Genomic DNA, 23,960 nt, shown 5'->3' with positions numbered 1-23,960 from the left:
ATCTAACTCTCTTTTCCATGAATATATACAGGAATTTCTGATCCTAATTTCTGATTGAGAAATTCCTGGCAGTAAACCTTAAAATCCGCGTAGTTCATATTTTTAGCAGCAGCAATTTTTTCGTTAGGTAGGGAAAATCGTACAGACGCTTTTTCAAAGGCTAACGAAAATAATGTCGACCCCATAGATTCTAACGTACAGGTAGGATGAGTGATATTTTTTATATAGGCATCTTTTAAATCAGAAAAATATGACTCTGACATACCAAAGTCTTCCACAGAGGCAGCAACATTTTGGATGAACGCCTTTGTTTTCATGACCAATTCTTGAGGAGTATAAGCATTAGAACGGATGTACAGTATCCCTGAAGGGCATAGTAGAGGTTCGTGGTAAGACGCCCCTACAACGTAACCTAATTGTTGTTCTGTACGTAAATGAGAGAAGGCTATGTGATGTAGCCATGTAAACATCATTTCTGTAGCAACGACATGATCCATGGAAGAGGAATGTCTATCTTGAAGAACTAACAACATAGCGTTGCCTAACAAAGGATAATCTATGTTTATATCAGAGATTTCTTGCTCCTGCCTTTGATAGTAAAAACAGCCAGCATCATATTGTGGATAGCAAGAAACAAAATCCTTAACTATAGATATGAGTTCCTGTTCTTGTTGTTGTGATGGCGGCCCAAGAACTAAAGTATCAACATGTAGTCGGTCAAATAGATTTTTTACAAAGTTGTCTACCTCTTCAAAATCCATGGTTTTTAGAGAGGCAAGCTTGTCTTGATAAGAGTACACATCGTGAAGTGTATAAGACCACAGTTGATCCACCCCAGCACGTATAGGGCATTCTGAAATCTTCCTCTGATATATTTCTAGAAGTTGTTGCTTCTGCATATCAAACTTGTCTTTATCTATAGAAGGTGTGAAAGAAGATAAAATAGACTTCAGTAAGATAGGGATCGTAGTCGTGTACCCAGTAATTTCTAAATTCAACCCGTCTCCACGTAAAGAAGTAGAGAAAGACAGACCAGCTTGAGCTGCTAGGTAGTATTGTTTAACAAGAGTTTCGTTAATAGCAAGAGAACATAAATCTATCGCGATTAAAGAGCGGAGATTCTTTCTGGAAATCTTGGGAGAGCGTATTCGTAAATTTATCGTGAGCTTAGGTGTGGTATAAAAGTTGTCCTCGCAATAGTAGAAGGTAAGACCCTGATCTTGATAAGCTAATCTAGGTAAGAAAGGAAATCCTTCCATATCTGTTTTAGATACGTTTGCAACTTCAATATTTTTCGGAATATACATGTTCGGTTGCGGCAAAGCCATACGCCCTTGTGCATCCGCTTCTTGATAGGCTTGTAGATCCGGTAAGGATTTTTCATAATAGACCATATCAAAAATCCTATCATGGTGTTGTAGGGCTTCTTGCCAATGTGCAGGATGGTTTGTTGATAACACATAACGTGCTTGGCTAGGGTCTGAAAGCGTTTTTAAAATGCTGTGCTCTTCTTCAGAGGAATATTCGGGATAAACAAGAGAGTGATAGGGATATGTGGTTATATCTTCGTCAATAAGATCGGAGATTTGTTCCCAAAGAGTTGTGAAAAGATTAGTGTTCGAGCTATAGCAATACTCTAGAGTATTCATAGTAGTTATGTCTTTTAGACAGTGTTCAGGAATACCCTGCTTTTGGATTTGATGTAAGTAGGCAAAAGTGTGGAGTAGTACCCTAGAGTATTCTCGTTCTCCTTTCTCCGTGAGCTGATAGTATATTGTGAAATTCACTGTATTGTCTGAGGTTTTATAAAATCCAGAATCCAACTCTGTAATGAGTTTTTCCTTTTTTAATAGATAGACAAGACTATCAGTTGCTTCGTGCTTTAAGATATAGGAAAGGGCGGCATAACAGCCTATGGGAGCTTGAGAGGTAGTATAGAGATGCCAGTAGACCTGCATACTTGCTGTAGGCTCCACCGCAGCATTTATGTAAAGTTTCCCCGATGAGAGATAGTCATCAACAGAAGATAACGTGGGATGTCGAGGATTTTTCTTAGAAGGAATTTGCGCAAAAATTTTGGGAAAGATTTTGATAGCCTTTTCTAGAGTTTCTGCTGTGTGGATGACTGCTATCATATTTTCAGGGTGATAATGCTGATGAAACCATTGATGCATGTCCTGAGCTTGAACTTGCGCTAACGTGGAAGCATTGCCACACACAAATCTTTGTAGAGGATGTCCTTTAGGCGCAATAAGTTGTTGAATGCGGTGTACACGACGAAGATCCTGATTGAGATGCATGGAAAATTCCTGGTGTACGGCATGTTTCTCTCTGTCAATATCCTCCTGACGGAAAAGAGGGTGGATAAATAAATGCACAAATTGATCAATCGCTTCAATAAATGCTGAGTTTTTTATAGAAAATAGGAAGCGTGTTGTATAGGAACTCGTATAGGCGTTGTATACGCCATTGTTGTTACTTAGGAAATGAGAAAACCCGTCGGTATCAGGATATTTGGCATTTCCTAGAAAGACACAGTGCTCAGTTAAATGTGCTAGCCCAGGAAAATCCTGTGGATCTGAGGAGTTCCCCGTTTTCACTGCTAAAGCAGCTCCTGAGTTAGAAATCCCTGGATGGGAAATGATGAGCAACTGCAGTCCGTTGGGACAGATGATTTTTGCTGTTCTTTGATTGGCTATGGAAGGGGTACAAACTTTTAGGGGACAATGATCAGGAAGGATCTTGGAAGATTGTTTGCATGACGTTACTGCTATAGATATAAGTAAAGTAACGAATAGTGCCTTCCACTTCATTCTTATAATTCCTCGTACAACTGTGTTAGAATAGAAAATGCTTTTTTTGATCTCAAGGCTCGTTGGCTATGCTTATCACTTTGGCTAAGCTCGTCTTCAGAGCATAATTGGTCTAATAAAATCTCTTCACCAAAGCTAAAACGAATCGGAGCAAAGAAAATGGCTCTGTATTCTCCAATAGTATCTTCTACTGTTGGTGGAGGTGGAAGAATGTCATAAGTTTTTAATGCAAATGGATAGAAATGAGAAGGTCTCCCTGATGCCTTGGTGAGTAATCGAAACATTTCTATACTTTCAGGTTGAAATTCTGCAGGATAAAGAAGATTGTCTTTCGTTTTCCTATCTCTACCTCCTGCAGGGGCTACATAAATAAATTTGCCTCCTTCATGGAGTAGAGTTTTCAATGTTTTCATGCTTTTCTGGTTATGATGAAGCTTCTCTTCTTTTTGCTCCGGAGGGTTGTTGATATGGCGTTTGGAGTAAATGCATAATAAATCACAGCCCATACTAAAAGGACGTGCTAAAGGATCGGAAGTTACACGATCTCCTGCAACAAAAATCATGTTTTCTAGAAGTTCAGGGTGGGTCTTCCCTAAGGCATAATACATCAGTTGGGGATCGCATTCTGTTTGATGATTGGCAAGCAAAATTACGTTATCTTTACACTCGATGAATTCTTGAATGTGATCCAAATGATGAAGGTTATGAATTTTAGATTGCTCATCATCTACAAGTACTGAAAAAAATTGTTTGCCGAAATCAAATAGGTCTACCGGTGAACGGATTTTCTTATGGTACGGAGGGAAAACAAATGGCTCTTTGAGATCTTCGATGACAATTTTTAACCATTGTAAACACAATTCTTCTGCCTTTTCTAAAGAACATTTCCTCGTCGCTGCATCGATATAGTTTTGATGATAAATCTGAAACTTCTGATACAAGGACTCAGGTAAGGATTGGTTGCCAAAGGCTTCTAGTAAATAGGTAGAAAAATGCATAACCATGCCTATAATTCAATACTCTCTCCTGTAACTAATGAAAAGAATTGGTAGTGATTGAGGTGAAGCGAGTCTGAGGTATTGATTTGTAATTTCGCTTTTAAATGTTTAGCCAATCGGATGAGTTCATCATCATCTTGTTCTTGTTTCATAAAACTGGCAATTTCAGGATGCACAACTAAACACAGGTGGGTGTGCTCCTTATGATTGATGACTTTTTTGAGATCGCGTTCAATTTCAATCACCACGCTTTCCGGGGTTTTGATAATCGCATTCCCACTACAGTAAGGACACGTAGTGAACAGTGTCTGCATTAAAGATTCGCGATTTCTCTGACGGGTCATCTCAACAAGACCAAATTCACTCATACTTAAAATCGTACAGCGAGCAGCATCGTATTTCATATGTTCTTTTAAGCGTTCTAAAACACGACGTTGGTTTTTCCGTGACTTCATATCTATGAAATCAATAATGACTAAGCCCCCAACATTACGTAAGCGGAGTTGTCTAGCAATTTCCTCAGCAGCCTCTAGATTGATTTGTACCAGAGTTTCTTCAACACCACTTTCTAATTGCGTGCTTCTACCTGAGTTAACGTCAATTGTATGCATCGCTTCTGTTTTATCGAAAAATAGATAACCACCGCTTGAAAGCCAGATTTTCCTTTTCGTTGCTTTATCTATCTCTTTTTCAATGTTAAAACGTTCGAACATAGGGATAGAATCACGATAGTATTCAATCTTTACAGAAGAATTAGGGGAATATTTTTTGAGCATACGCTTACATTTTTGATAGGTAGAGTAATCATCTATCAATAAGCGTTTATAATTCTTATCTATACAGGTGATAACAGCCTTTTTTAAGATATCAGTCTCTTCATAAAGTAGACAGGGCTGATCGGTAGAATGGAATTTCTCCAGGATACCCTTCCATGTTGCAAGTAAGTCGTGAGCCTCATTGATTAACGCATCTGTAGAAGCGAGGACACTCGCCGTTCGACAAATTAAACCCATATCCTGAGGCATTTCAAAGGAGCGGATGAGCTGTTTCAATTGATCCCTCATATGCGGATCTTCTATTTTTCTAGATACACCACGATGAGGGGAGTTAGGAAGTAAAACTAAATAACGTCCAGGAATAGAAATGTTAGAGGTGAGACGTGCCCCTTTAGTGCCTATAGGTTCTTTCACTACTTGAACGAGTACAGGACTGTCTAATTTCAATAACTCTTCTATAGGAGCTTCTGGCTTTTCATTGTTTTCTTGGTGGAGAACATCGAAATCCATATCAAACATTTGTTCAAACTTCTTAGAGTTCTCCAATACGTCGGAAATGTGAATGAAGCCGTTTTCTCTTTCATCAATATTGATGAATGCGGATTGAATGTTTCTTAAGATATTAGTTACGCGACCCCGATAGATGTTGCCCTTGAGCTGGCGAATTTTTTTTCTTTCAATGATGAGGTCAAAAAGCTGGCCGTTTTTTAAATGAGCGTAGCGAATTTCTTTGGACTCTATATTTAATAAGATGTCGTTTTCCATGGTCTTCCTTGATGCCTAATCCGTATTTCCCTGCTTTTTTCTGGGACATAATTCAGGAATAGGTTTGTTTGTAGAGGCGTAGTCTTAAACTTCCTAGATATTTGTCTACTTGCTGAGAGAAAAATTATAAAAAAATTAGGTAAAAAATTCTACAGAAATGGTTTATTGATTCTTTTAATTTAAAATGATAGTTTTATTTATTGTCTCAATAGATTTAAAGCATGTCTTTGTTTTCTATAATTACCTTGTTTGGTAAACTCCTGTCTTCAAACTCGCAGAAGCTTTAAACATCGCTTTGAGATTTTTTCTTATGGGAAACATAGACGATCTAAAATTATATATTTGCCGACTCAAACTTCCCGGAGAAAAAGAGGTAATAAAATATTCTTTAAGCCCAGCAAGTATACGTGAATCTGGTGAAGAAGAACTGTTTTCCAGCACCATTGATGTATCCGGAAGCTTAGAAAAAATAGATAACGAACAATGGATTTTGTCTTTAAATATCGCTACCGACTTAGGGTTACGTTGTTGTATTTGTGACAAAAGTTTTCTATACTCTGTGCATTTAATGGATGTATCTCACCTGATTTGCCATGAAGATGCGAAATCGGGTGTATTTGATTGCAAAGATTTAATTAGGCAAGAACTCCTCCTAGAGAGCGACCATTTTCAAGAATGTAATAAAGAAGGCTGCCCTGAAAGAGGAAATATCGTACAATTTTTAGAAGATAGAAAGAAAATCAAAGGGGAAACCCCTTTCGATAATTTATAAAAGGTGAGAGATATGGCAGTACCACGCAATCGACATAGCAATGCGCGAAAAAATATCCGAAGAAGTCATCATGCAAAACAAGCACGTCATGCGGCTGTCTGTAACAACTGCAAGCAAGCTTTTATTCCTCATACAGTCTGTACTTCTTGTGGTTTTTATAACGGGAAAGCCGTTATGACTGTAGAAAAGAAATAACAAAATATTTGTGCTATGAACGTGCAAATTGGCATAGATCTGATGGGAGGAGACCACTCTCCTCTCGTTATTTGGGAAGTGCTAATCGATGTACTCAACTCTAGAGCTTCGAACTCGCACATTTCTTTTACTGCTTTTGCTTCTCATGAAGTGAAAGAGCAGATACTCAGTCATAGTACTTATAAGGGATACCCAGAGGTAATAGCTTCAGAAAGCTTTATCACTATGGAAGATTCTCCCTTGTCGGCTATTCGCAAAAAGTCTTCATCCATGGCTCTGGGTTTAGACTATCTCAAAGAGGATAAGATAGACGCATTGATTTCCACAGGAAACACTGCGGCATTGATTACCTTATCACGAACAAAAATTCCTATGTTCCCTACAGTTCGTCGTCCTGCTTTACTTGTTCGTGTTCCTACTATGCGCGGATGTGCGGTTATATTAGACGTTGGTGCTAATGTCTCTGTGAATCCTGAAGAGATGTTAGGTTTCGCTCGTATGGGGTTGGCTTACAAGCAATGTCTTGGGGATACAGAGCATCCGACCGTAGGTTTATTAAATATTGGTTCAGAAGAACGTAAGGGGACGGAAGCACACAGATTGACATTTCGCTTGTTGAGAGAAACCTTTCAGCATGCCTTTCTAGGGAACATTGAAAGTGGTGATGTCTTCAGTGGTAGTGTCGATGTTGTTGTTTCAGATGGGTTTACAGGAAACATCTTTCTGAAGACAGCAGAAGGCGTTTTTGATTTTCTCAGTCATATTCTAGGGGATAAATTAGAGTCTGATGTGAAACGTCAATTGGACTATACGATTTATCCCGGTTCGATGGTATGTGGGCTATCGAAACTTGTCATAAAATGCCACGGGAAGGCTTGTGGCCGGTCTTTGTTTAACGGAATTTCTGGATCTATAGATTTAGTTCGAGCACGTGTCTGTGAGCGGATTTTATCTAGTCTCTCTTAGTTTTTGCGTTTACCCATTTGCGATCTTTCTTTATTGACGGGATCGTGTTGATAGTGTAAACCTTTTGAAAACGAATACTGAAACATCTCTGAATTAGGTTTACGATGATCGAAAAAAAGGTATCCAGGTTTCAAAAGTCTACATTTTCTCACTCCGTAGTTTTAGCAATATTAGTTTCCACTGGGATGATCACCAATAATGATAAATTATATGGTTATGTACCAGCTTCAGAGGTGATTCTCGATACGCTTTCTATGCCTAAAGCAGAATTAGAAGTGCCTTCTGCAGGTATTTTTAAGAAAGAAAAACCTATCCATGCGCAAGGACCTAAAAAAGGAGAAACGGATCAAGAGACTTCTCTTTTAGATAATACATCTACATGTGTGTACAAAGTTCTAGTTGCAGAGGATGAACAGAGACAACATTTAGAAAATACGAGCACTATATTTCAAACATGCAATGTTTTATCTTGGGAAAATCTAGATACTAGGTCTACAAATGCTGAAGCGGAGAAAGGAAAAACCTCTCCACAATACGCTGTAGAGGATCTCCAGCAGGGATTAGCATTCTGCTATAAAAACGCACCAGAGCATCTTTTAGACGCAAATACTCCTGGATTTTTAGGTATAGCCCTAAAGGGAACAAGAATGAAATCGGGCCTATCTTTCACTAACTTAAAATCTACAGCTGCAGGAGCAGCTGTGTATTCTGAAGAAGATGTCCTGTTCGAAAGCTTTAAGGAAAAACTCGTTTTTGATGGTTGTGAGTCTCAAGCAGGTGGTGGAGCTGTTTCTGGACGTAGTATCGCTATACATGGTTGTCATGCTCTTACAATAGCGAATTCTAAGACAGATGTAGAGCTTAAACCTACTTCTGGAGAGAGTTCGGATTTTTCCTTAGGGGGCGGTGCTTTTAACGCTAATCAAGTACATCCAGTGCATAAGTCTCGATTTGCTAGTGGAGACGTTGTATTTTTAGATAATCAGGGGTCTGTTCTCTTAAGTGGGAACCATGCTGACAAGGCTAACGGTGGCGCTGTAGCTTGTGGCAATTTTATTTGTTCTGTAAACCATAGTGATATCCATTACCTAGATAATTATGCTTTATCTGGAGGCGCTGTATCTTCTTCAAAATCTATGGATTTTTGCGGAAATTTGGGATCCATAGAGTTTCTAAATAATCAGGCCTTAGCTTCTTCTGAAGGTTCTCTGTTCTTGGGAGGAGGAGCTTTAGCTGCTGGAGAGAGAATTAGTTTTCTAAATAATCATGGAATACTGTGTTCTAAAAACACTGCGAAGTGCCGTGGAGGAGCTCTTTTATCTAGAGAGGTAAGAATCGTAGAGAACGTTGGCAGTTCTTTGTTTAAGGAAAATACAGCCGAAGTCACTGGTGGTGCGATTAGTTCTCAGCATCAAGTGGAAATTGATCAAAATTTTGGAAACGTTACCTTTGAAGGTAATACCTCTAAGTTCGGTGGTGGGGCTATTTATTGTTTACTTCCTGCGCAACCTGATACAGATGCTCAAGAGCCACGCATTGGATCTGGTGATATTAAAATCGTCGATAATGTTGGAGAGGTTCACTTTACATCTAATGCGAACCTTTTAGATTCTCAAGAGACTCATAGCTATCTCGGTGGTGGGGCCCTTTATGGATCCAATGTGTTAATTTCTGGAAACATCGGAGTGATTACTTTTTCTAAGAATCAAGCGGGTCAATGTGAATCTTCTAGTACACACATTGGTGGCGGAGCGATTTTTGCTCATGAGGTGGTTACACTGTCCGGGAACTCAGGAGAAGTCACCTTCTCTTACAATAAAGGGCAAATTCTTCCTTTGCCTTTATCTCCAACACCTGCCGAAGAATCCAGTACCTCGAATGCTCCTATAGAATCTTCTACACCAGTAAATTTAGGGGTTCGTGGTGGTGGAGCGATTTTTGCTAAGAGTATAAGTGTAGAAGATAACTCTGCATTCGTGTCGTTCTCTGAAAACTCTATGGAAATTAGAGATAACCAGGCGCAAAAAGAAAATCCTTTAGGAGGAGGAGCTTTGTTTGGGCTTGATTCTGTTGGTTTGAAAAATAACGTAGATCTTGCCTTTAGCAATAACCGAGTTTCTGGGGGAAATAGTAGTGGAGGAGCGATTCTATCTAAGGAGGTTGCCATTGCCCACAACGGGAAAGTTCAGTTCACTCGTAACTGTGCGAAATTTCTTGGTGGTGCTGTTTGCGCTTTAGGGGATACATTACGTATTGAGAATAATGAATCTACTGTATCTTTTGTTGGAAATAGAACAATTGCTGCTGGTGGAGCACTAGCAAGTGCCGCAGGCGCTGTATCTATTTCTCAAAACCTAGGGAAAGTGGAGTTTAAGGATAACTTTGTTTTTGGGGATCCTTATATTGAAAATCTTGAGAAAGGACAGATCAATTCAGAAGGGCATCATAGCGGAGGAGGAGCGATTTTTGCTAAGACATCAGTAGTTATCCGAGGCAATGACAATAAAGTGCTTTTCTCAGGAAACTCTGCAGGATGTTTTGGTGGGGCCATTTTAACAGGTTCATTAACCTCAACCGAATCTCAAGAGCGTTTTGCCGCTAAAGTAGAGAGCGATAATACAAAAGTCGTGATTACCGAGAATACCGGAGATGTGATTTTTTCAGGAAATAGTACTACGGCTTCTAAACACCCTGAGCATAATTTATTCGGTGGTGGCGCCATTCACACTCAAGACCTGATCATTAAGAACAATGAAGGTTCCGTAGCTTTTTATAATAACTATGCTCCTACAGGGGGAGCTGTTCGTATTAGTGAAAAAGGCAGCGTGGTTTTACAGGCTTTAGGAGGGGATATAGTTTTCCAAGGCAATAGGAATTCTGAAGATGTCTCCAATGGGATGTACTTTTCAGGAAAAGAGTCGAAATTAGTGGAGGTTTCCGCTGCTGGAGAGACTTCTGTGATTTTTTCCGACGCTATTGTTTTTGAAGATTTGACCTTAAGAAAGGGCACAAAAGATCATGAGGATGCGTTAAATGATCCTACGTTGATATTTAATTCTAAAGCTAAAGATGATGCAGAAATTACCCATTCTGGAAATGTGCGTTTTTCTCATGCCACATCTAAAATCCCTCAGGTCGCTTTGTTAGAATCAGGAACTCTGATGTTATCTAATAAAGCTCAGTTATGGCTATGCGGCTTAAAACAAGAAAAAGGTAGTGAGATCTTACTTTCTGCAGGAACAGTTTTGCGTATTTTTGATCCGAATGCAAAGCCTACTGAGAAGATAGAAAGCCCTACATCTAACGTGTATTATAGTGCTCACGAGTCTGTTAAACAGCCGGAAAACAAGACTTTGGCAGATATCAATTCTATTGGAATTGACCTAGCTTCATTTGTTTCCAGTGATGACGAGACGCCTGTACCTCCTCAGATTATTGTGCCTAAGGGCATGACAATTGGTTCAGGGTCTCTAGATTTAAATCTTTTAGATTCAGTAGGTGCCGGTTATGAAAACCATGCTTTACTAGGTAAGGAAACGGATATTACTTTACTTTCGTTTAAGAGTGCTTCCTCGGTATTAGATACTCCTGATCTGGATCACGCTTTAGAAGAATTACGTGTGAAAGTTTCTGTTCCAACAATAACAGAAGACACTTATGGACATATGGGCAGGTGGTCTGATCCACAAGTAGTCGATGGAAAATTGATGATCAATTGGAAGCCCACGAGTTATAAGTTAAATCCTGAGAAGAGTGGGGCTATCGTATTAAATTCCTTATGGGGGCATTGTGGAGACTTACGATCTTTAAAACAACAACAGTTGGCTCACAATATTACCGCACAAAGAATGGAGTTAGATTTCTCAACTAATATCTGGGGATCTGGGATGGGAACTTTCACTAATTGTGCAACAATTGGTAAGGTGGATGGCTTTACTCACCGTGCCGGTGGCTATGCTTTAGGATTGGATACTCAATTAATAGAGGACTTCTTAATTGGAGGAAGCTTTGCGCAATTCTTCGGTTACACCGATAGTCAATCTTATTCATCACGTAGTGATCAAAGTGGTTATTTAGGTTCAGGATACTTGGGTATCTTCACTGGGTCGTGGTTATTTAAGGGTATGTTGATTTATAGCAACATGCATAACGACTTAAATACGCAATATCCTCAGCCGAATTTAGGTGGATCCAAAGGATCTTGGGATAGTCGTGGTATCTTGGCAGATGCTCACGTAGATTATCGTTATATTGTAAACTCACGTAGGTTGATTTCTTCTATTGTTTCTGCGGTTGTACCCTTCGTGGAAGCGGAATACGTCTATGTGAATTTTCCTAAATTTACAGAGATAGGTAGTGAGGCAAGAACATTTGACGAGGGACATTTGCAGAATGTAGCCATCCCCTTCGGTGTAACCTTAGAACATAACTATTCTCGAGGGCAGCGTTCAGAGGTGAATAGCGTGAGTTTTTCTTATGCTATTGATGTTTATCGTCAGGAACCTAATGTTCTTATTCATTTGCCAGAAGCTTCTTATTCATGGAATGGCGTTGGTTCCAATCTTGCTAGAAAATCTATGAAAGCTCAGTTTAGTAATGATACAGAGTGGAATTCATATTTCAGTACTTTCTTAGGATTTACCTATGAATGGAGAGAGCATACTATAGCCTATGATTTGAATTGTGGTATGCGTTTGATCTTCTAAGGCGTATTGTTTAAGATCTGTAAAAGCAAAAAAGCGTTGTGAAATCTCTCACAGCGCTTTTTTTATTGTTTAGTCTGACTGTTCTAGGTGCTCTGAGGAATTATGATGTCCATGATGTAGAGTAGGTAGATGATTCCTTCGGGTTTGAGTTCATAATTTTCATTATAGAAACACTCAAGTACAACATCAATGTGAGCTCCTGTTTCAGGAAGATTGATCGTGTTGGCTACTATATCCAGTAGGTAGTTATAAATGTACGCTTGTATTTCTGGTGTTGATGTTATAAATGCATTGTGTAGATAGGATACAAGTGGAGAATACGATGCTGTATAGGCTTGTTCGAAACTATGTTTAAGAGCCTTGTATTTTTCTATATTCTGAGGCAGCAACGAGGTTTGTCTTAGGGTTAGACCAGCAAGATTCTGATTTAGATGATGAGTGGCTAAGCCAAGTTGTTTCCCATAGATATGTTTTAAGCCATTAATTTGATGCCATTCCTCTTCATGTGCAACGAGTTGTTGTTGTGTGAGCAAGTGTTCTTTAAACATTTGCAGCCACAAGAGTATCTGATCTCTTCCAGAATTTCTTGTATTATACAGATGATTGATAGACCTGAAAATTGTTTCACCCCAAGTCGGTCGGCACATATTTGCATACGAAGAAATTTCATTAAGAGCAGAGCGTTTTTTCTCTTTGGAAATCGTGCGATCTTCCAGAGCTAGAATAAGGTGGTGCATCATGATAGGAAATGTCTCAGCATCGGGATGAGAAGGATCTTCGGATAATTCAATAGTAAGATAATCCATGATGGTCTCCCAACCAGAATCCCAGCAATGCAAGTGATGAATTAGTCGTATTAACTTTTTGTAGTTACACGAAATTCTTTCACAAGATGCTGTCTCTAATGAAGTTAAAAATGGCGAAGGTATAGGAGCTAGGGATAAGATATCCTCGGATATATTTATTTCAAATGCATGGGTTAGATTTCCGAGCATAGATCGTTTTACTTCTTCAACAAAAGCCTCTTGGGTTTCCGTTAAGGGTAGAAGAACCTTGGGAGGGTCGGGAAGTAAAGAGGTTTCCTGGGTATGTCCACAGTAGGGAAGCGTGATCGCAGCAACCACGAATTTCACTGGAATCAGTAGTACGTAAAGTACTAGAGAAATCAGGGCAGAGGTAAGGCAGGCTAGGGTAATAGCGAGGTAACCCAAGAAAGATTCTATGTGTTCGAGATCCTCAGTGGAGATGATTTTTGAGAAGATGGTTGAGAATAAGGAACAGTAGTTCACCTCTTTTATGTAAGAAGTGATATGTTGGCAACACGATAGGGGAGGAGGATCAGATGGTGTCGGCTGTGAGTTGCTTGGGTTAAGGAACACGCTCATAGGGGGTATTCTCTAAATGTTAAAAATAATTTAAGGTTTTTAATACCCTATTATCGATTAATTTGATGCTAACCCAAACTTTGTTAGTGAAGTACTTTAACTCTAGTTTTAAATATTAATTCAAATACATGGATCATCCACTCGGGATCGGCCTTAAAGAAGGAACTTCGGCGATTCAAGCCAAGAGAATAACGGCTCTGTATTGTAGATTTTAAACGTGAGTTGAGAACATATGAGCCACAATAGCGGGATTATATTTTTCTAGGATATACAATAGTGTTATTTTTTGTTTCGGTTAAAAGATAGAGGCAACACAACTGTGGGGCTATGTTGCCTTAGCTTCAAGAAGATATGTATTGAACGATTTTCATATTTACTGGTTGTGGTCTTGAGTCATAATCACACCTTCTTTAAGTAGTAAATAACAGATAGCTTCTCTCGAAGGTTTGTAGTCATTTTCTTCCGGGAAGAAGATTTCCTCCATAATTTGAGCGCGATGTGCTTCAGGAATACCTGCAGCTGTTAAGTCTGCTAAGATCGTATTGGTTAGAGCTTGTATCTGATCTTCAGAACCTCCAAGAGACTGTTCTAGAGCAGAATTAATCAAGTTGTTACCACTATTTCGGTAAACATTTAGGAATTGTGCGAAATATTGGTTATGCTGATTAGTGTAGTGACGACCAGTTAGCGCGGTTGTATACGGGTCTAGAATAATACCCACATTGTCTAATCCCAATTCAGAACCGCGAATGATCTTAAAGGCTGTCATCATATGCCATTCTCGTTGGTTTCTGAAAATTTCTGATAAAAGCCCTTCCTTAAATATTTGCGCCCAAACAAGCACAATATTTGCTGTCTCATCGTTAGTATTAAAGATAGCTTGTAACTCCTGGCCGGCAACTCGGACCCAAGTGGGAGGACACCGATCACTGTATGAGGCTACGTTGCTGATAACTGAGAATTTTTTGTCGTGCGGTATGTTAGGATTATCGATAAGTTGAAGCACTTGATACATTGTAGAGCGGGAAAGAGCTTGGGCCTCGTCGGAAGCAACTGATCCCTCTCTACCATCGGATAGAGCAAGCAATATGCTATTCCAATTATCGCGTATCCGTTGGTTCTGTGCCAATCGTGCAGTTTGAGTTGCGCGGTTTTGTACTTGTTGAAGAATACGGTTGTCCTCAGCCTCTAGAAGTCGTCTGATGCGATTTTGTAGTGGTCGATGGATGGGTCCCCAACTGTTGGGTACATCTCTCATCAATGACTCTAGATAGATATCATTAGCTGGAGCCAAGTGGATGTTATCCTCATTTGTGAGCATAGGGCCTGATAGAAGGCTTTTTAACAGTTGGATGTATCCGTCTACTTCTTGAGGAGTGGCTTGAGAGGCTAGAGGAGGAAGAATTTGACTAATAGATGAGCTGACGCCATTGGCTCCCATCTCTGCCTCGACACTAGCTAACTCAGGGGTTATCTCATTTTGTAAAGCGATTTCTTGTTGCATGGCTGCTAAACACATTGCCACAGAATTCGGATCATAATGAGAGGCTATGTATTTTAACATCTCTGATTTTCTTTCAGTAGGAATCTCAGGATTTTTTAAAATATTATGAATTCTGAACAGGTATGCACGAGCAGTATTGCTGATATCTTCGATTTCAAGTTCCGGACTGCTCTTATTAACGATCATGTCTATTATTGAGAACCACTGTCTACGCAAGTCTGCACTTTGAGTAGAGTTAGTAATATTGCTTCTTAGTCGATTTAGAAAAGTCCAGCGATAGGGTGTATTTTCTAGGAGATTATCAATAAACTCGTTATTTCTTCGTACATCTTCTTCGGGAGAGACCTCTCCTAATCTTTCTTGCAAATGCTCTGAAGGAATCGGCTCGTAATCTAGAATAGGTTGCGTATAAATAAATGCTTCCAAAGGTAATTCAAGAAGATTGAAGCTTCCTTCGTCCACACCAGAAAGTGAAGCTAGTAAACTAATGTGTCTGCTGTAGTATTCAGGTTCTAGTTCAGGAAAGTGGTTCTGTAGGAAAGTATATCGGGGGTCACTAGGAGAAATTAATTCTTCACTAGGCGGGGGCGCAGTAGGTTCTTCTTGTACAGAAGCCAGGGATGCTGGTGTGTCAGTGAGAGTTAAGGAGGTAGGACGCGCGGGCTGTCCAGCAACTAGATCGGGGAAGGCAATGATTGCAGGAAGATTAAGAACATCATCGTCACTGAGAGGTCCAGGAATGCCTTGAAGTCTTAGGTTTACACGCGCACTGTTCATGAATCTTGTGTGATCCATATTGGGATACAAACTATTTAACAATTCTCTACTAGAGAGTTGTTGGTTAACTTCTACAGCAGGAATGGCTGCAGGTGTATCCACAATTAGAGAAGTTGGTGCAGTAGTTCTGCCACCCTGATCTTGAGAATCTTCTAGATCTTCTTCTAAGGGTGCTAGAAGTGAAGATAAAGAACCAGTTAAAGATATAGGAGACGAGTCAGCCGTATGGCTTTGGAATAGGGGGAGTTGAGATAGGTCGCGATTACCTTCTTCGAAAAGTAGAGACATGGGAAGATCAAGAAGAGTAGTTCCTTCAGGGAGATCGTCTAATGTTAATAAAAGGGGAATTCCTAAACTGTCTAGGGTAACGGTGTTTAAGTCGACTGTAGGGTAGTTTGTTTGCAAGAACTCTCTAAGGGTCATTCCTGGAGACACTACGCCTCCTGCGGATGGCATTGAGGTTGGACTGAGTGGAGGCGCAGGAATAAACGAATCCGGCGAAAATCTAGATGGATCTAATCCTACAGGAGGTTGAGAAAAAGCACCCGCCTCTCCTGCTGGGGGAATTGGAGGTCTTGAAGAAGATGGCACTTCAGGTGCCTCCACCCCTGTGGTAGGTTTAGATAAGCAGGGGCAGCAACTTAATCCTAGAAGGATTAACTTCACAGGGAGAAGAATAATACAGAGCAGAACTGTAATAATAGCAGATAAAACAAAGGTAAAGACCCATCCGGCTTTAGAATCAGGCTCTGGATGCAAACAAAGACAAGAACCGATTTTATTTCCTAACGCATTAAATATGGATAGGAAAGAAATCTTTTGATTAACGGTTTTTATTAGAGAGGTTCCGTGCAGTGCTGAAGCAGGTTGTGGGTATGCAAAAGCTGCCCGGAAATTATTGTTGTCTAGTGACATAAAAATTTACCTGAATGAAAATAAGCCAAAAAATTCTCCCTAAAAGGGTCTATTTTCGTGCTTTTTTATGAAAAGCTAAAACATTTTAGAAGAACCTGTGGTTAATTACAACTTTTTACTGACTATGTAATTGAAGTTTAAAGATTTTTAACTCAAAGATTATTTGTGTCTTTTGTGAAGATTTTTTTGCAATTCTCCTAATTAACAGAGTATCGCACCAAGCCGTTTTTTTATTTTTTGAGTGGTTGTCTCTGGATTTGTCGTCAGGATCCCCAGTATGAGTAAAATGAACACCACCCCAGAAGTATTCAGATTAAACTGATCATCATAAAACAGAGAGGATAGGATAGAGGAAATTTCGTTTTCAGGGACGCTGAGTGTCCTCATCGTTTCACATAGATATAGTGACAAGGAGTTCTTTAGATCTTGAGAAGATTCAGAGATTTGATCACGGATGTATTCAATGAGGTCTGATACCGAATCTCTGTAACTAGAAATGAATCTCTTATACACGCGGTCATATAGGCCTTGTTTTTTCAAGATCAGGTAACCTGTAAATTGAATCCGTGCGAGGGAATCCATGTTTAGCCCTAGAGAACGCCCGTGGTAGTGTTTAAAGCTCGCTATGTGGTGCCACTCCGGTGAAGAACGGTTCGTAATAAACTGCAGCAAATTTTCTTTGAACATTTGTACACACAATAGGACGTAGTTCACACTAGTGTCTTGTTTATTATAGATCTCGGTCAGTTCTCTAAATATGACTTCAATCCATGTAGGAGGGCATGCATACGCATAAGATCCTATATAGTTTAACAGCTGTTCTTTCCTTTCTTTTGTGATAGATGGGTCTTGTAATGCTGCTGTAAGCTTCTGTAGAACGGAATAATACAGAGATTCTTCTAAGGAGTCTTGTTGGCTAGAAGAGGCGCCGTTTTTTTGTAAAAACTTGGTGTTTACATAGTGAAGAATTTTGTATAGGGGATCAGGTGTACCAGAATATATTTTGCTTATCTCACTTTCCAAGTGGCATAACTTCCAGGAGTGTTTCTCCGGAATTAAAAAGGACTTTAAAAAGGGAGAGGACTCAGGGACGACATGAAGGGTAGCAGAATTGATATACAGCGTGTCATGACATATGTCCTGTAAATGACGAGAAAAAACCTTTACAGGGGATATTGCGGCTGTTTCAGCATCTTTTAAACATAGGCTGACTCCCAAGAGAGCGAGTTTTAACGGATAGAGAAATACGAAAAGAACACTACTGACAACTACAGAAAGAATAACAGTAAGAAGTATACGCGCATTCGCTGGATTTACAGTATATGGTGACTGCTTCAATAAGGTAGTTGTGATGAAAAAGTAAAAGACGTGGTAATGGATGTTTCCTGCACATGTCTGTAAACGCTGTTTTAAAGATAATTCAGCGACGGGACTGGTGGAGTAGTTAGGAAAACAATTCAGGGTAATGTTTGCCATAGGGGTAGCTCAGTCTTACAAAATTCATTAAGTCGTCATTCAATATTGTATGCATATACGCGTGGTGAAGATTAGATGTGGGGCTCATACATAAGCCATGTATGATTCGTGAGTAAAAAGTGGCTCTCAGATTCTATATTGAATTACAGACCTCGGATACAGAAAGAGAGCGTCTAAGCAATAACTGTACGGATAATGGAAGTGGATATAACTATAAAAAGAAGTAATTCTAATCAAAAAACATCTTAATGACAAATGATGAAAATAAACAAAATAGCAAGTAACAAAGGAATTTCTTCAAGATGAGTGAGATAATGTTTTTTGCTGAAAATATCTTCTGCAGTTCTTTTTATACTCAGTTTGTTTACCTTTTTAAATTTCGCATTTTTCTTCAAAAAATGCACCTTTCTCAATAATTGCGCTTTTTCTTTTGATTATAAATGAGTTACATAAGCTCATCGAATCGTCAAACCAGATTTCTTAATAAGAGTTTGAAATAAAATAGAATAGAAAATATCATGCTTCAGCCGTTTATAATTTGGATTGATTTTATATGAAATCCGTTTCTCCTTGTTTCTATTTGAAATTGGAGAACTCTGAAGATCGCTGTTGTCATTTTTCTGATTCTCGAGTTCATTTTCTTACGACGATTGTATCATTAATAGCGAGTTTATTGATTATTACTGGGGCTATAGCTGCTGTCATTCTATTTGGAACACAGTTAGGAGTACTGTATTCTACCGTCATAATCGGTGTATCTGTTGCTATTGGAGTATTACTCTTCAGCGTGAGTTTACAATGTTTTTCCTGTCCTGCTGTAGTATCTCAGTCTCAGCGTTTTTCAGAAGACAATCCACGATCTCATATCCATGATTCTAAGCTCTCAGAAGCCACGACACTCACAGAGGAAAGCGTAGAAGCCATAGAAAGAGAATTACACACTTTGTTGTCAGAATATGAACAAGAGCGCCTCGCCTACGAATGTTGTATAAGTCAGAGAAACCTAGTAAAAATCAGCATGGATAGTGCTAAGGAGGAGTTTGACAATGCCTATGCAGATGTCCAAAGGCTCCATAGGCTGTTTACAGCCGAAGACAGTAATAATCTAAGCAACGAATGTCAAGAGAGCTTGTCTAGATACAGAGAAAAAAGTATAGACTACGCGCGTTCTATACAGCGTTATGAAGATCTTTTTCAGCAAATGCACTCTCATCAGGATCTCATGCATTTTCAGAAAATTGCGCCTATACATGAGCGTGTGCATATTTTACTGCAAGAAAGGGATGAGTCACAAACGCGTATACGTGCTTTAGAAGATGCATTAAGTCTACGCAATAGGGATCTCGTTGTCTTGTCTAGTATGGACACAGATTTGCAAAGCTCGATAAAAAAACTGCAGAATACCCAAACAGTAAATCAAGGGACAATACGTGCCTTGCAAACACGTTTAGAAGAAGTAGAGAAAAATAGAAATAGTCTTGAAGAAGCCCCATTTTTAGTCATAGGCAGAGAATCTGAAGGGCATAGCAGAGAAATAGTATTACCTGACAACATCATAAACGTACGTTCCCTTGAAGAGGAGAATGAGAAGCTCAAACGCACGCTAGCTTTTTATTACAGGATGGTTGAAAGGATGGAAACACGTTTTGAATCGCAATCCCCTTCCATGCTCACAGAGACTGCAACTAGTCAGGATTTTCTGATGATTGCGAATTCCGAGGAATATACTCGAAAACAAGTAGGGGCCATGATAGCGAGTTATTTCGAAGATGAAAGAGAAAGTCAACAAAGAGAACTCATACGATTGAGAGAACTCTCTTCTCAGCAAGCTCAAGAGATAGCGGATTTGAGAAGTGGATTTTTAAGATCCGGAGATACTATTTCTGAAGATACTAATCTAGATATTATCGATATGAGTTTAGAAGAAGATACGGTGCACAATGTCGTGGTTGCTGAGGATCCGTTTTTTGGATCACCGTGAATCTAGAGAATAATAAGTTAGAAGTGTTATGCACTAATTACAATGTAAACAAAGACAAGGAGAAATGAGTACTTGTCATAAATGAGCGTATTAGATTTTAACAGATAAACTTTTTCTACTTTTTCATCATATTTTCTGTGGAATCTTAGGGGGAGAATACTCTGTGATGAATACTTAGCGCACTAAACAAGACCATTTGTGATTTTCTTTTCTAGTTAATCCGTGCTGCTATTCCTATCAAACGCTTGACAATATCCCATGCGTAAAAGACGAGCGTGTGCAAGTTATCTATTTTATTACGGGTTTTTTTATGAAATGTATGCAGATGAACTTGTTTTCTAGATTAGAAGGACAAGAAATAGTGTCTACACGTGTAGACAGAACGAATTCTCATATTACTATCAATACGATTGCTATCGTGTCAGGGATTTTGATCATAGTTTCTAGTATAGCCGCTTGCATTTTTCTGGGAGCAGATATGGGCTTATTAAGTGCTATTCTCCTAGGTATGGCTATTATCGCAGGGCTGTTACTTATAGCGTTGGGTGTGTATTTTTGTTATCAGAGTGGCCCTGAACAACAGGCGACTTCTCATGCTATAGAACAGGCAAGAGTTGTTGAATTATCACAACAACTAGATGTCGCTAATCACGAACTAGTTTCTTTACGTTTGTTCAAGCAGGAAAATGCCAGGGGAATAGAGACAAGTCTAGTCTCTATACCTGGGGAACAACGAGATCTCTTACAAGAGAAATGTGAGCGCATAGTACAATTAGACAGTACTATTCACGAAATCAGAAGAGAACACGCGCAATTGTTAGAAAGGAAGGACCAAGAATGTTATAGAGAAATGGTAAGACAGACGGATCTACGTCTTCGACTTGATCACAAGCATCAACAAGAGATGGAATCTAAAGAAAGGTCCACAAGAGAAAGAATGCAATTGTTAGAATCAGAGTTGACGAATCAAGAAACAGAGAAGGATACAGCATTAGCCGAGGTACGACAAACTCTATTGCAAAATCAAGAAAAGTTTAATCAAGAATTACAAGAAAAAGATCAGCAAATTAGTGATTTACGACACACTGTAACTCAACAACAAGAAGTAGATGCAGACCATATTCAGCAGCTGAAAGACTTATTAAAAGCGAAAGAAGAGGCCTTAGAGCATCTACAATCTACTGTAAACTATTATGAGAACTTAGAAACAGATACCGGAATCAGTTCTCTTACCAGCGCTTTAGTTCGGATTCGACAGCAAGAAGAACGCATAGCTTTGTTAGAAACTTTAAATTTACAACCGATTGCAAGAACACGTAACCGATTTTCAAGTATATAGACTATTCCTATCTTGTTCTATAAATAGGCTTCACGCCTAATTGTGAAGCTTATTCTATTTCGTATTTCCTTATTTTAATATACAAAGAGTGTTTCGAATCGCTCTTTTTCTCAATACAAGATCTCAACACATGTTAGGTCTTATTGTTTTAATCGTGATATTTGTTTGTGAGATAATTATGAGATGTATTTCTGCGTATTTAACGCCAACTTTAGAAACTAACCTATGTTTAGTCAGGGCGAATTCCTCAAAGGGTTGTTTAGCCATCTATGTATTTTCTATATTCCTATCCGTATTAGTTCTTATTTCTAGTATAACCGCTCTTGTTCTTTTCAGTGTTGAATTGGGGGTACTTCCCAGTGTTGTTTGAGGTATGAGCGTTTTAGTTGCGTTATTTTTCCTAGCTATGAGCTTTTATCATATAGTCAATAGAAAGCAGAATATACACAGAGAACCTCCACAGAATGAAAGGCTGTCTCATGAGGCACTTGTGCACGTAGCGCCTGATCAGATTCCTGATGAGAGTGTCGGCAATGTACAATGTGAAAATCAGCAAATACAGGAGTTAGAAAGAGAGCACGCACATGCGTTGACGAGAATTTCAGAGTTAGAGTCTGAGGTTTTGAGACATGAAGAAAATCGGGTAAGCGAGAGGCATTCCGAAGAGAGAATACAAGATTTAGAGGGGATGTTGGCTTCTAATGAATCTCAATTTAGAGAACGTGTTTTTTGTTTAGAAAGTCAGTTAGAAGAATTAGCACAACGAAAATCTGAGACAGAAGATCGTGTACTCTCATTGGAAGGAATATTACAACAAGGAGATAGAAATCATAGACTTGTTGTTAAAAATCAAGAAGAACTCCGAGTTAAGTTAGAAAGAGAAAGAGATGATTTACGTATAAGATGCTTAGAATTAGAAGCCAAAATTGTGCAATTGGAAGTCGCCGCAGAGAGACTGTCTACTTTATCAGAAGATCGCGCACATTATGAATCAAAAATCACAGAACTGAATCAATCTCAGAAAGATTCTAAAAATCATATTCTTAGATTAAAAGAGAAGATACGTCGTAAAGAAGAAGAATTTCTTGCGAATATAACAGCAAGTCAAGAAAGACAACGGCGTTACGAAGAGGAAATTTCACAGTTGCAACAAAACGAATCCGAGGGGCTAACAAGAATACGCGGACTAGAACAGGAGCTTGCAAATGTTGCTAAAGAGCAAGCATTTCGAGTGGAAGCTTTCATTGAGAAACGTAGGAAATATGAGCAAGAAATAGAAGAACTCAAGTAGAAGTGCAGGAATTTTGCAAATCGAGTGAGTGATTTGCAAATAGGAAATACAGCATCCGCAGTTCAAGGAGACGATCTAGTTGAGATTTCGCAGCCTCTAGAGGAAGAAATGGCAGCTAGGATGGCAGACTTACAACAAGACAATCAGGAAAAACAAAATAAGATTTTAGATTTAGAGAGGCAGGTTATTCTCTTTTCTAATCAGGTAATGCGTATTCGAAGGGTATCTAAGAAACAGATAGACTATCAGATAAGTAAAAGAAAAGAGGTGGAGTTAGCATTAACTGAAAGTAAGTCTGAGAGACAAGAATTAGCCACACAGGTCCAACAATTACAAAATACAACAGGAGTCAGTGTGTCTAGTCTGCAAGAAGAAGTACAAACACTGAACCGACAGATAAGAGAAAATCAGATAACTATCGGAGAATTAGAGAGGCATAATAGGAGATTACGAGGCTCTGTCTTAACATACACAAATGAAAGAAGTCTGAAGTTGCAATCGGATCCTGAAAGATTCAGCAGTATAGCTAAGTTAGAAGAGGCAAGAAAAGATATAAGAACAAAAATGAGTTCTGATACAAAAGAGCGTGTATCGATGGCACGCGATAGAATCACCAGAATGGAAGAACTCAGTAAGGGTTCTGTACTAGAAAGAGAAGTGGACTCACTAAGTTGGGCTACTGAAAACTTCATCAATCATCAAAGCATATTTGACTTAGAGAGTCGGTTGTTTAATCTTTTCCGCACGCAGAACTCTGTCCCAGGAAGAAATCATGTGGATAATTTGAGGGCAATGCGTTTGCAGCAATATTGTGATGGGAATGAAGAACTTGAAGCAAAAGTACGCGAATTTAATTTTCCTCCAAATGCTCCGATTGATTCTGCGGCACTTTATGAATTGGAACAGGAAGTTTTCGATATCCGCGAAGTTAAGCTATTTGTATTACGAGAAAATCTAGAAGAAGCAAAAGAACGTACAAAGGCGTTAGAAGCGAAAATTCATGAGCTTACAGAAGCTCTAAGAGCTTATCAAGAAACATTAAGCCCTGCGAGTGCAGAAACACGATCATTAGCAGAGCAACAACATTTACAACAGATTAATGATGATCTTCATAGGCAACTAGATGAAGCTCATGCTCAATTAGAAAATTATAAAAACCGTTTCTCTGATCTTCAAAAACAGCTCGTAGAGGCATCACAGGAAATTCAATCGAGAGACTTAGCTCTTAGCGTTGCTCAAAATCAATTAAGGCATTTTGAAGAAGGGCGTTAACATCTCATACTTTAATTAAGGATTTTCCA

12 protein-coding genes and 1 pseudogene are annotated in these 23,960 nt (G+C 39.1%); 7 read left to right on the top strand and 6 right to left on the bottom strand.

Annotated elements, in window-relative coordinates; translation table 11 throughout:
- Positions 1–2 precede the first annotated feature (2 nt).
- Genes CHAB577_RS04095 through CHAB577_RS04085 form a run of 3 tightly spaced genes read right to left on the bottom strand, consistent with a single transcriptional unit; the run spans position 3 to position 5,352 of the window.
- Entirely contained in the window at positions 3–2,813 is a 2,811-nt protein-coding gene (locus tag CHAB577_RS04095) for an insulinase family protein (RefSeq protein WP_011097330.1), read from the bottom strand.
- Positions 2,814–2,815: 2 nt separating this feature from the next.
- Positions 2,816–3,811 carry a 1-acyl-sn-glycerol-3-phosphate acyltransferase gene (locus CHAB577_RS04090; protein WP_035395426.1) on the bottom strand — a complete coding sequence of 332 codons (996 nt, stop codon included), beginning with the start codon at positions 3,809–3,811 and terminating at the stop codon, positions 2,816–2,818.
- Between the two features lie 8 nt (positions 3,812–3,819).
- A complete protein-coding gene (locus CHAB577_RS04085; protein WP_011097329.1) occupies positions 3,820–5,352 on the bottom strand; it encodes an Rne/Rng family ribonuclease in 1,533 nt (510 codons plus the stop codon).
- Positions 5,353–5,662: 310 nt separating this feature from the next.
- Here CHAB577_RS04085 and CHAB577_RS04080 point away from each other — a divergent pair, with 310 nt between their 5' ends.
- The 4 genes from CHAB577_RS04080 (at position 5,663) to pmp18D (ending at position 11,991) form a co-directional block, all read left to right on the top strand.
- A complete protein-coding gene (locus tag CHAB577_RS04080) occupies positions 5,663–6,124 on the top strand; it encodes a DUF177 domain-containing protein (protein ID WP_006344384.1) in 462 nt (153 codons plus the stop codon).
- A 12-nt stretch (positions 6,125–6,136) separates the two neighbouring features.
- Positions 6,137–6,319, top strand: coding sequence for a 50S ribosomal protein L32 (rpmF, locus tag CHAB577_RS04075; protein WP_006344383.1), 183 nt, complete (start codon positions 6,137–6,139; stop codon positions 6,317–6,319).
- Positions 6,320–6,334: 15 nt separating this feature from the next.
- Positions 6,335–7,285 carry a phosphate acyltransferase PlsX gene (plsX, locus tag CHAB577_RS04070; RefSeq protein ID WP_011097328.1) on the top strand — a complete coding sequence of 317 codons (951 nt, stop codon included), beginning with the start codon at positions 6,335–6,337 and terminating at the stop codon, positions 7,283–7,285.
- Between the two features lie 104 nt (positions 7,286–7,389).
- Entirely contained in the window at positions 7,390–11,991 is a 4,602-nt protein-coding gene (gene pmp18D, locus CHAB577_RS04065) for a polymorphic outer membrane protein Pmp18D (protein ID WP_011097327.1), read from the top strand.
- 83 nt (positions 11,992–12,074) lie between these two features.
- Here the strand turns inward: pmp18D and CHAB577_RS04060 are convergent, their stop codons facing one another.
- The 3 genes from CHAB577_RS04060 to CHAB577_RS04050 form a co-directional block, all read right to left on the bottom strand.
- On the bottom strand, positions 12,075–13,376 hold the full coding sequence (locus CHAB577_RS04060) for a DUF1548 domain-containing protein (protein WP_072667783.1): 1,302 nt from the start codon (positions 13,374–13,376) through the stop codon (positions 12,075–12,077).
- Between the two features lie 373 nt (positions 13,377–13,749).
- On the bottom strand, positions 13,750–16,572 hold the full coding sequence (locus tag CHAB577_RS04055) for a DUF1539 domain-containing protein (RefSeq protein WP_011097325.1): 2,823 nt from the start codon (positions 16,570–16,572) through the stop codon (positions 13,750–13,752).
- 201 nt (positions 16,573–16,773) lie between these two features.
- Positions 16,774–18,048 carry a DUF1548 domain-containing protein gene (locus tag CHAB577_RS04050; protein WP_011097324.1) on the bottom strand — a complete coding sequence of 425 codons (1,275 nt, stop codon included), beginning with the start codon at positions 18,046–18,048 and terminating at the stop codon, positions 16,774–16,776.
- A 553-nt stretch (positions 18,049–18,601) separates the two neighbouring features.
- On the opposite strand from CHAB577_RS04050, the gene CHAB577_RS04040 reads away from it, so the two are divergent.
- From CHAB577_RS04040 to CHAB577_RS05345, 3 genes and pseudogenes are all read left to right on the top strand, one after another.
- Positions 18,602–20,029, top strand: coding sequence for an IncA family protein (locus CHAB577_RS04040; RefSeq protein WP_103025476.1), 1,428 nt, complete (start codon positions 18,602–18,604; stop codon positions 20,027–20,029).
- Positions 20,030–20,339: 310 nt separating this feature from the next.
- Complete coding sequence (locus tag CHAB577_RS04035; RefSeq protein ID WP_173024164.1) at positions 20,340–21,368, top strand: coiled-coil domain-containing protein; 1,029 nt, start codon at positions 20,340–20,342, stop codon at positions 21,366–21,368.
- Positions 21,369–21,498: 130 nt separating this feature from the next.
- Positions 21,499–23,931: pseudogene (locus CHAB577_RS05345) on the top strand (coiled-coil domain-containing protein).
- Positions 23,932–23,960: the final 29 nt, after the last annotated feature.

It is taken from the genome of Chlamydia abortus (assembly GCF_002895085.1).
In the GTDB taxonomy this organism is placed as follows: Bacteria; Chlamydiota; Chlamydiia; order Chlamydiales; family Chlamydiaceae; genus Chlamydia; species Chlamydia abortus.
This window is presented reverse-complemented; position numbering and strand designations above follow the sequence as displayed.

What these genes read in the sequence shown, in the direction of transcription:
- CHAB577_RS04035 (WP_173024164.1), top strand. Translation starts at nt 20,340, where the DNA reads ATGAAATGTATGCAGATGAACTTGTTTTCTAGATTAGAAGGACAAGAA.
- pmp18D (WP_011097327.1), top strand. Translation starts at nt 7,390, where the DNA reads ATGATCGAAAAAAAGGTATCCAGGTTTCAAAAGTCTACATTTTCTCAC.
- plsX (WP_011097328.1), top strand. Translation starts at nt 6,335, where the DNA reads ATGAACGTGCAAATTGGCATAGATCTGATGGGAGGAGACCACTCTCCT.
- CHAB577_RS04085 (WP_011097329.1), bottom strand. Translation starts at nt 5,352, where the DNA reads ATGGAAAACGACATCTTATTAAATATAGAGTCCAAAGAAATTCGCTAC.
- CHAB577_RS04095 (WP_011097330.1), bottom strand. Translation starts at nt 2,813, where the DNA reads ATGAAGTGGAAGGCACTATTCGTTACTTTACTTATATCTATAGCAGTA.
- CHAB577_RS04055 (WP_011097325.1), bottom strand. Translation starts at nt 16,572, where the DNA reads ATGTCACTAGACAACAATAATTTCCGGGCAGCTTTTGCATACCCACAA.
- CHAB577_RS04060 (WP_072667783.1), bottom strand. Translation starts at nt 13,376, where the DNA reads ATGAGCGTGTTCCTTAACCCAAGCAACTCACAGCCGACACCATCTGAT.
- CHAB577_RS04080 (WP_006344384.1), top strand. Translation starts at nt 5,663, where the DNA reads ATGGGAAACATAGACGATCTAAAATTATATATTTGCCGACTCAAACTT.
- rpmF (WP_006344383.1), top strand. Translation starts at nt 6,137, where the DNA reads ATGGCAGTACCACGCAATCGACATAGCAATGCGCGAAAAAATATCCGA.
- CHAB577_RS04090 (WP_035395426.1), bottom strand. Translation starts at nt 3,811, where the DNA reads ATGCATTTTTCTACCTATTTACTAGAAGCCTTTGGCAACCAATCCTTA.
- CHAB577_RS04040 (WP_103025476.1), top strand. Translation starts at nt 18,602, where the DNA reads ATGAAATCCGTTTCTCCTTGTTTCTATTTGAAATTGGAGAACTCTGAA.
- CHAB577_RS04050 (WP_011097324.1), bottom strand. Translation starts at nt 18,048, where the DNA reads ATGGCAAACATTACCCTGAATTGTTTTCCTAACTACTCCACCAGTCCC.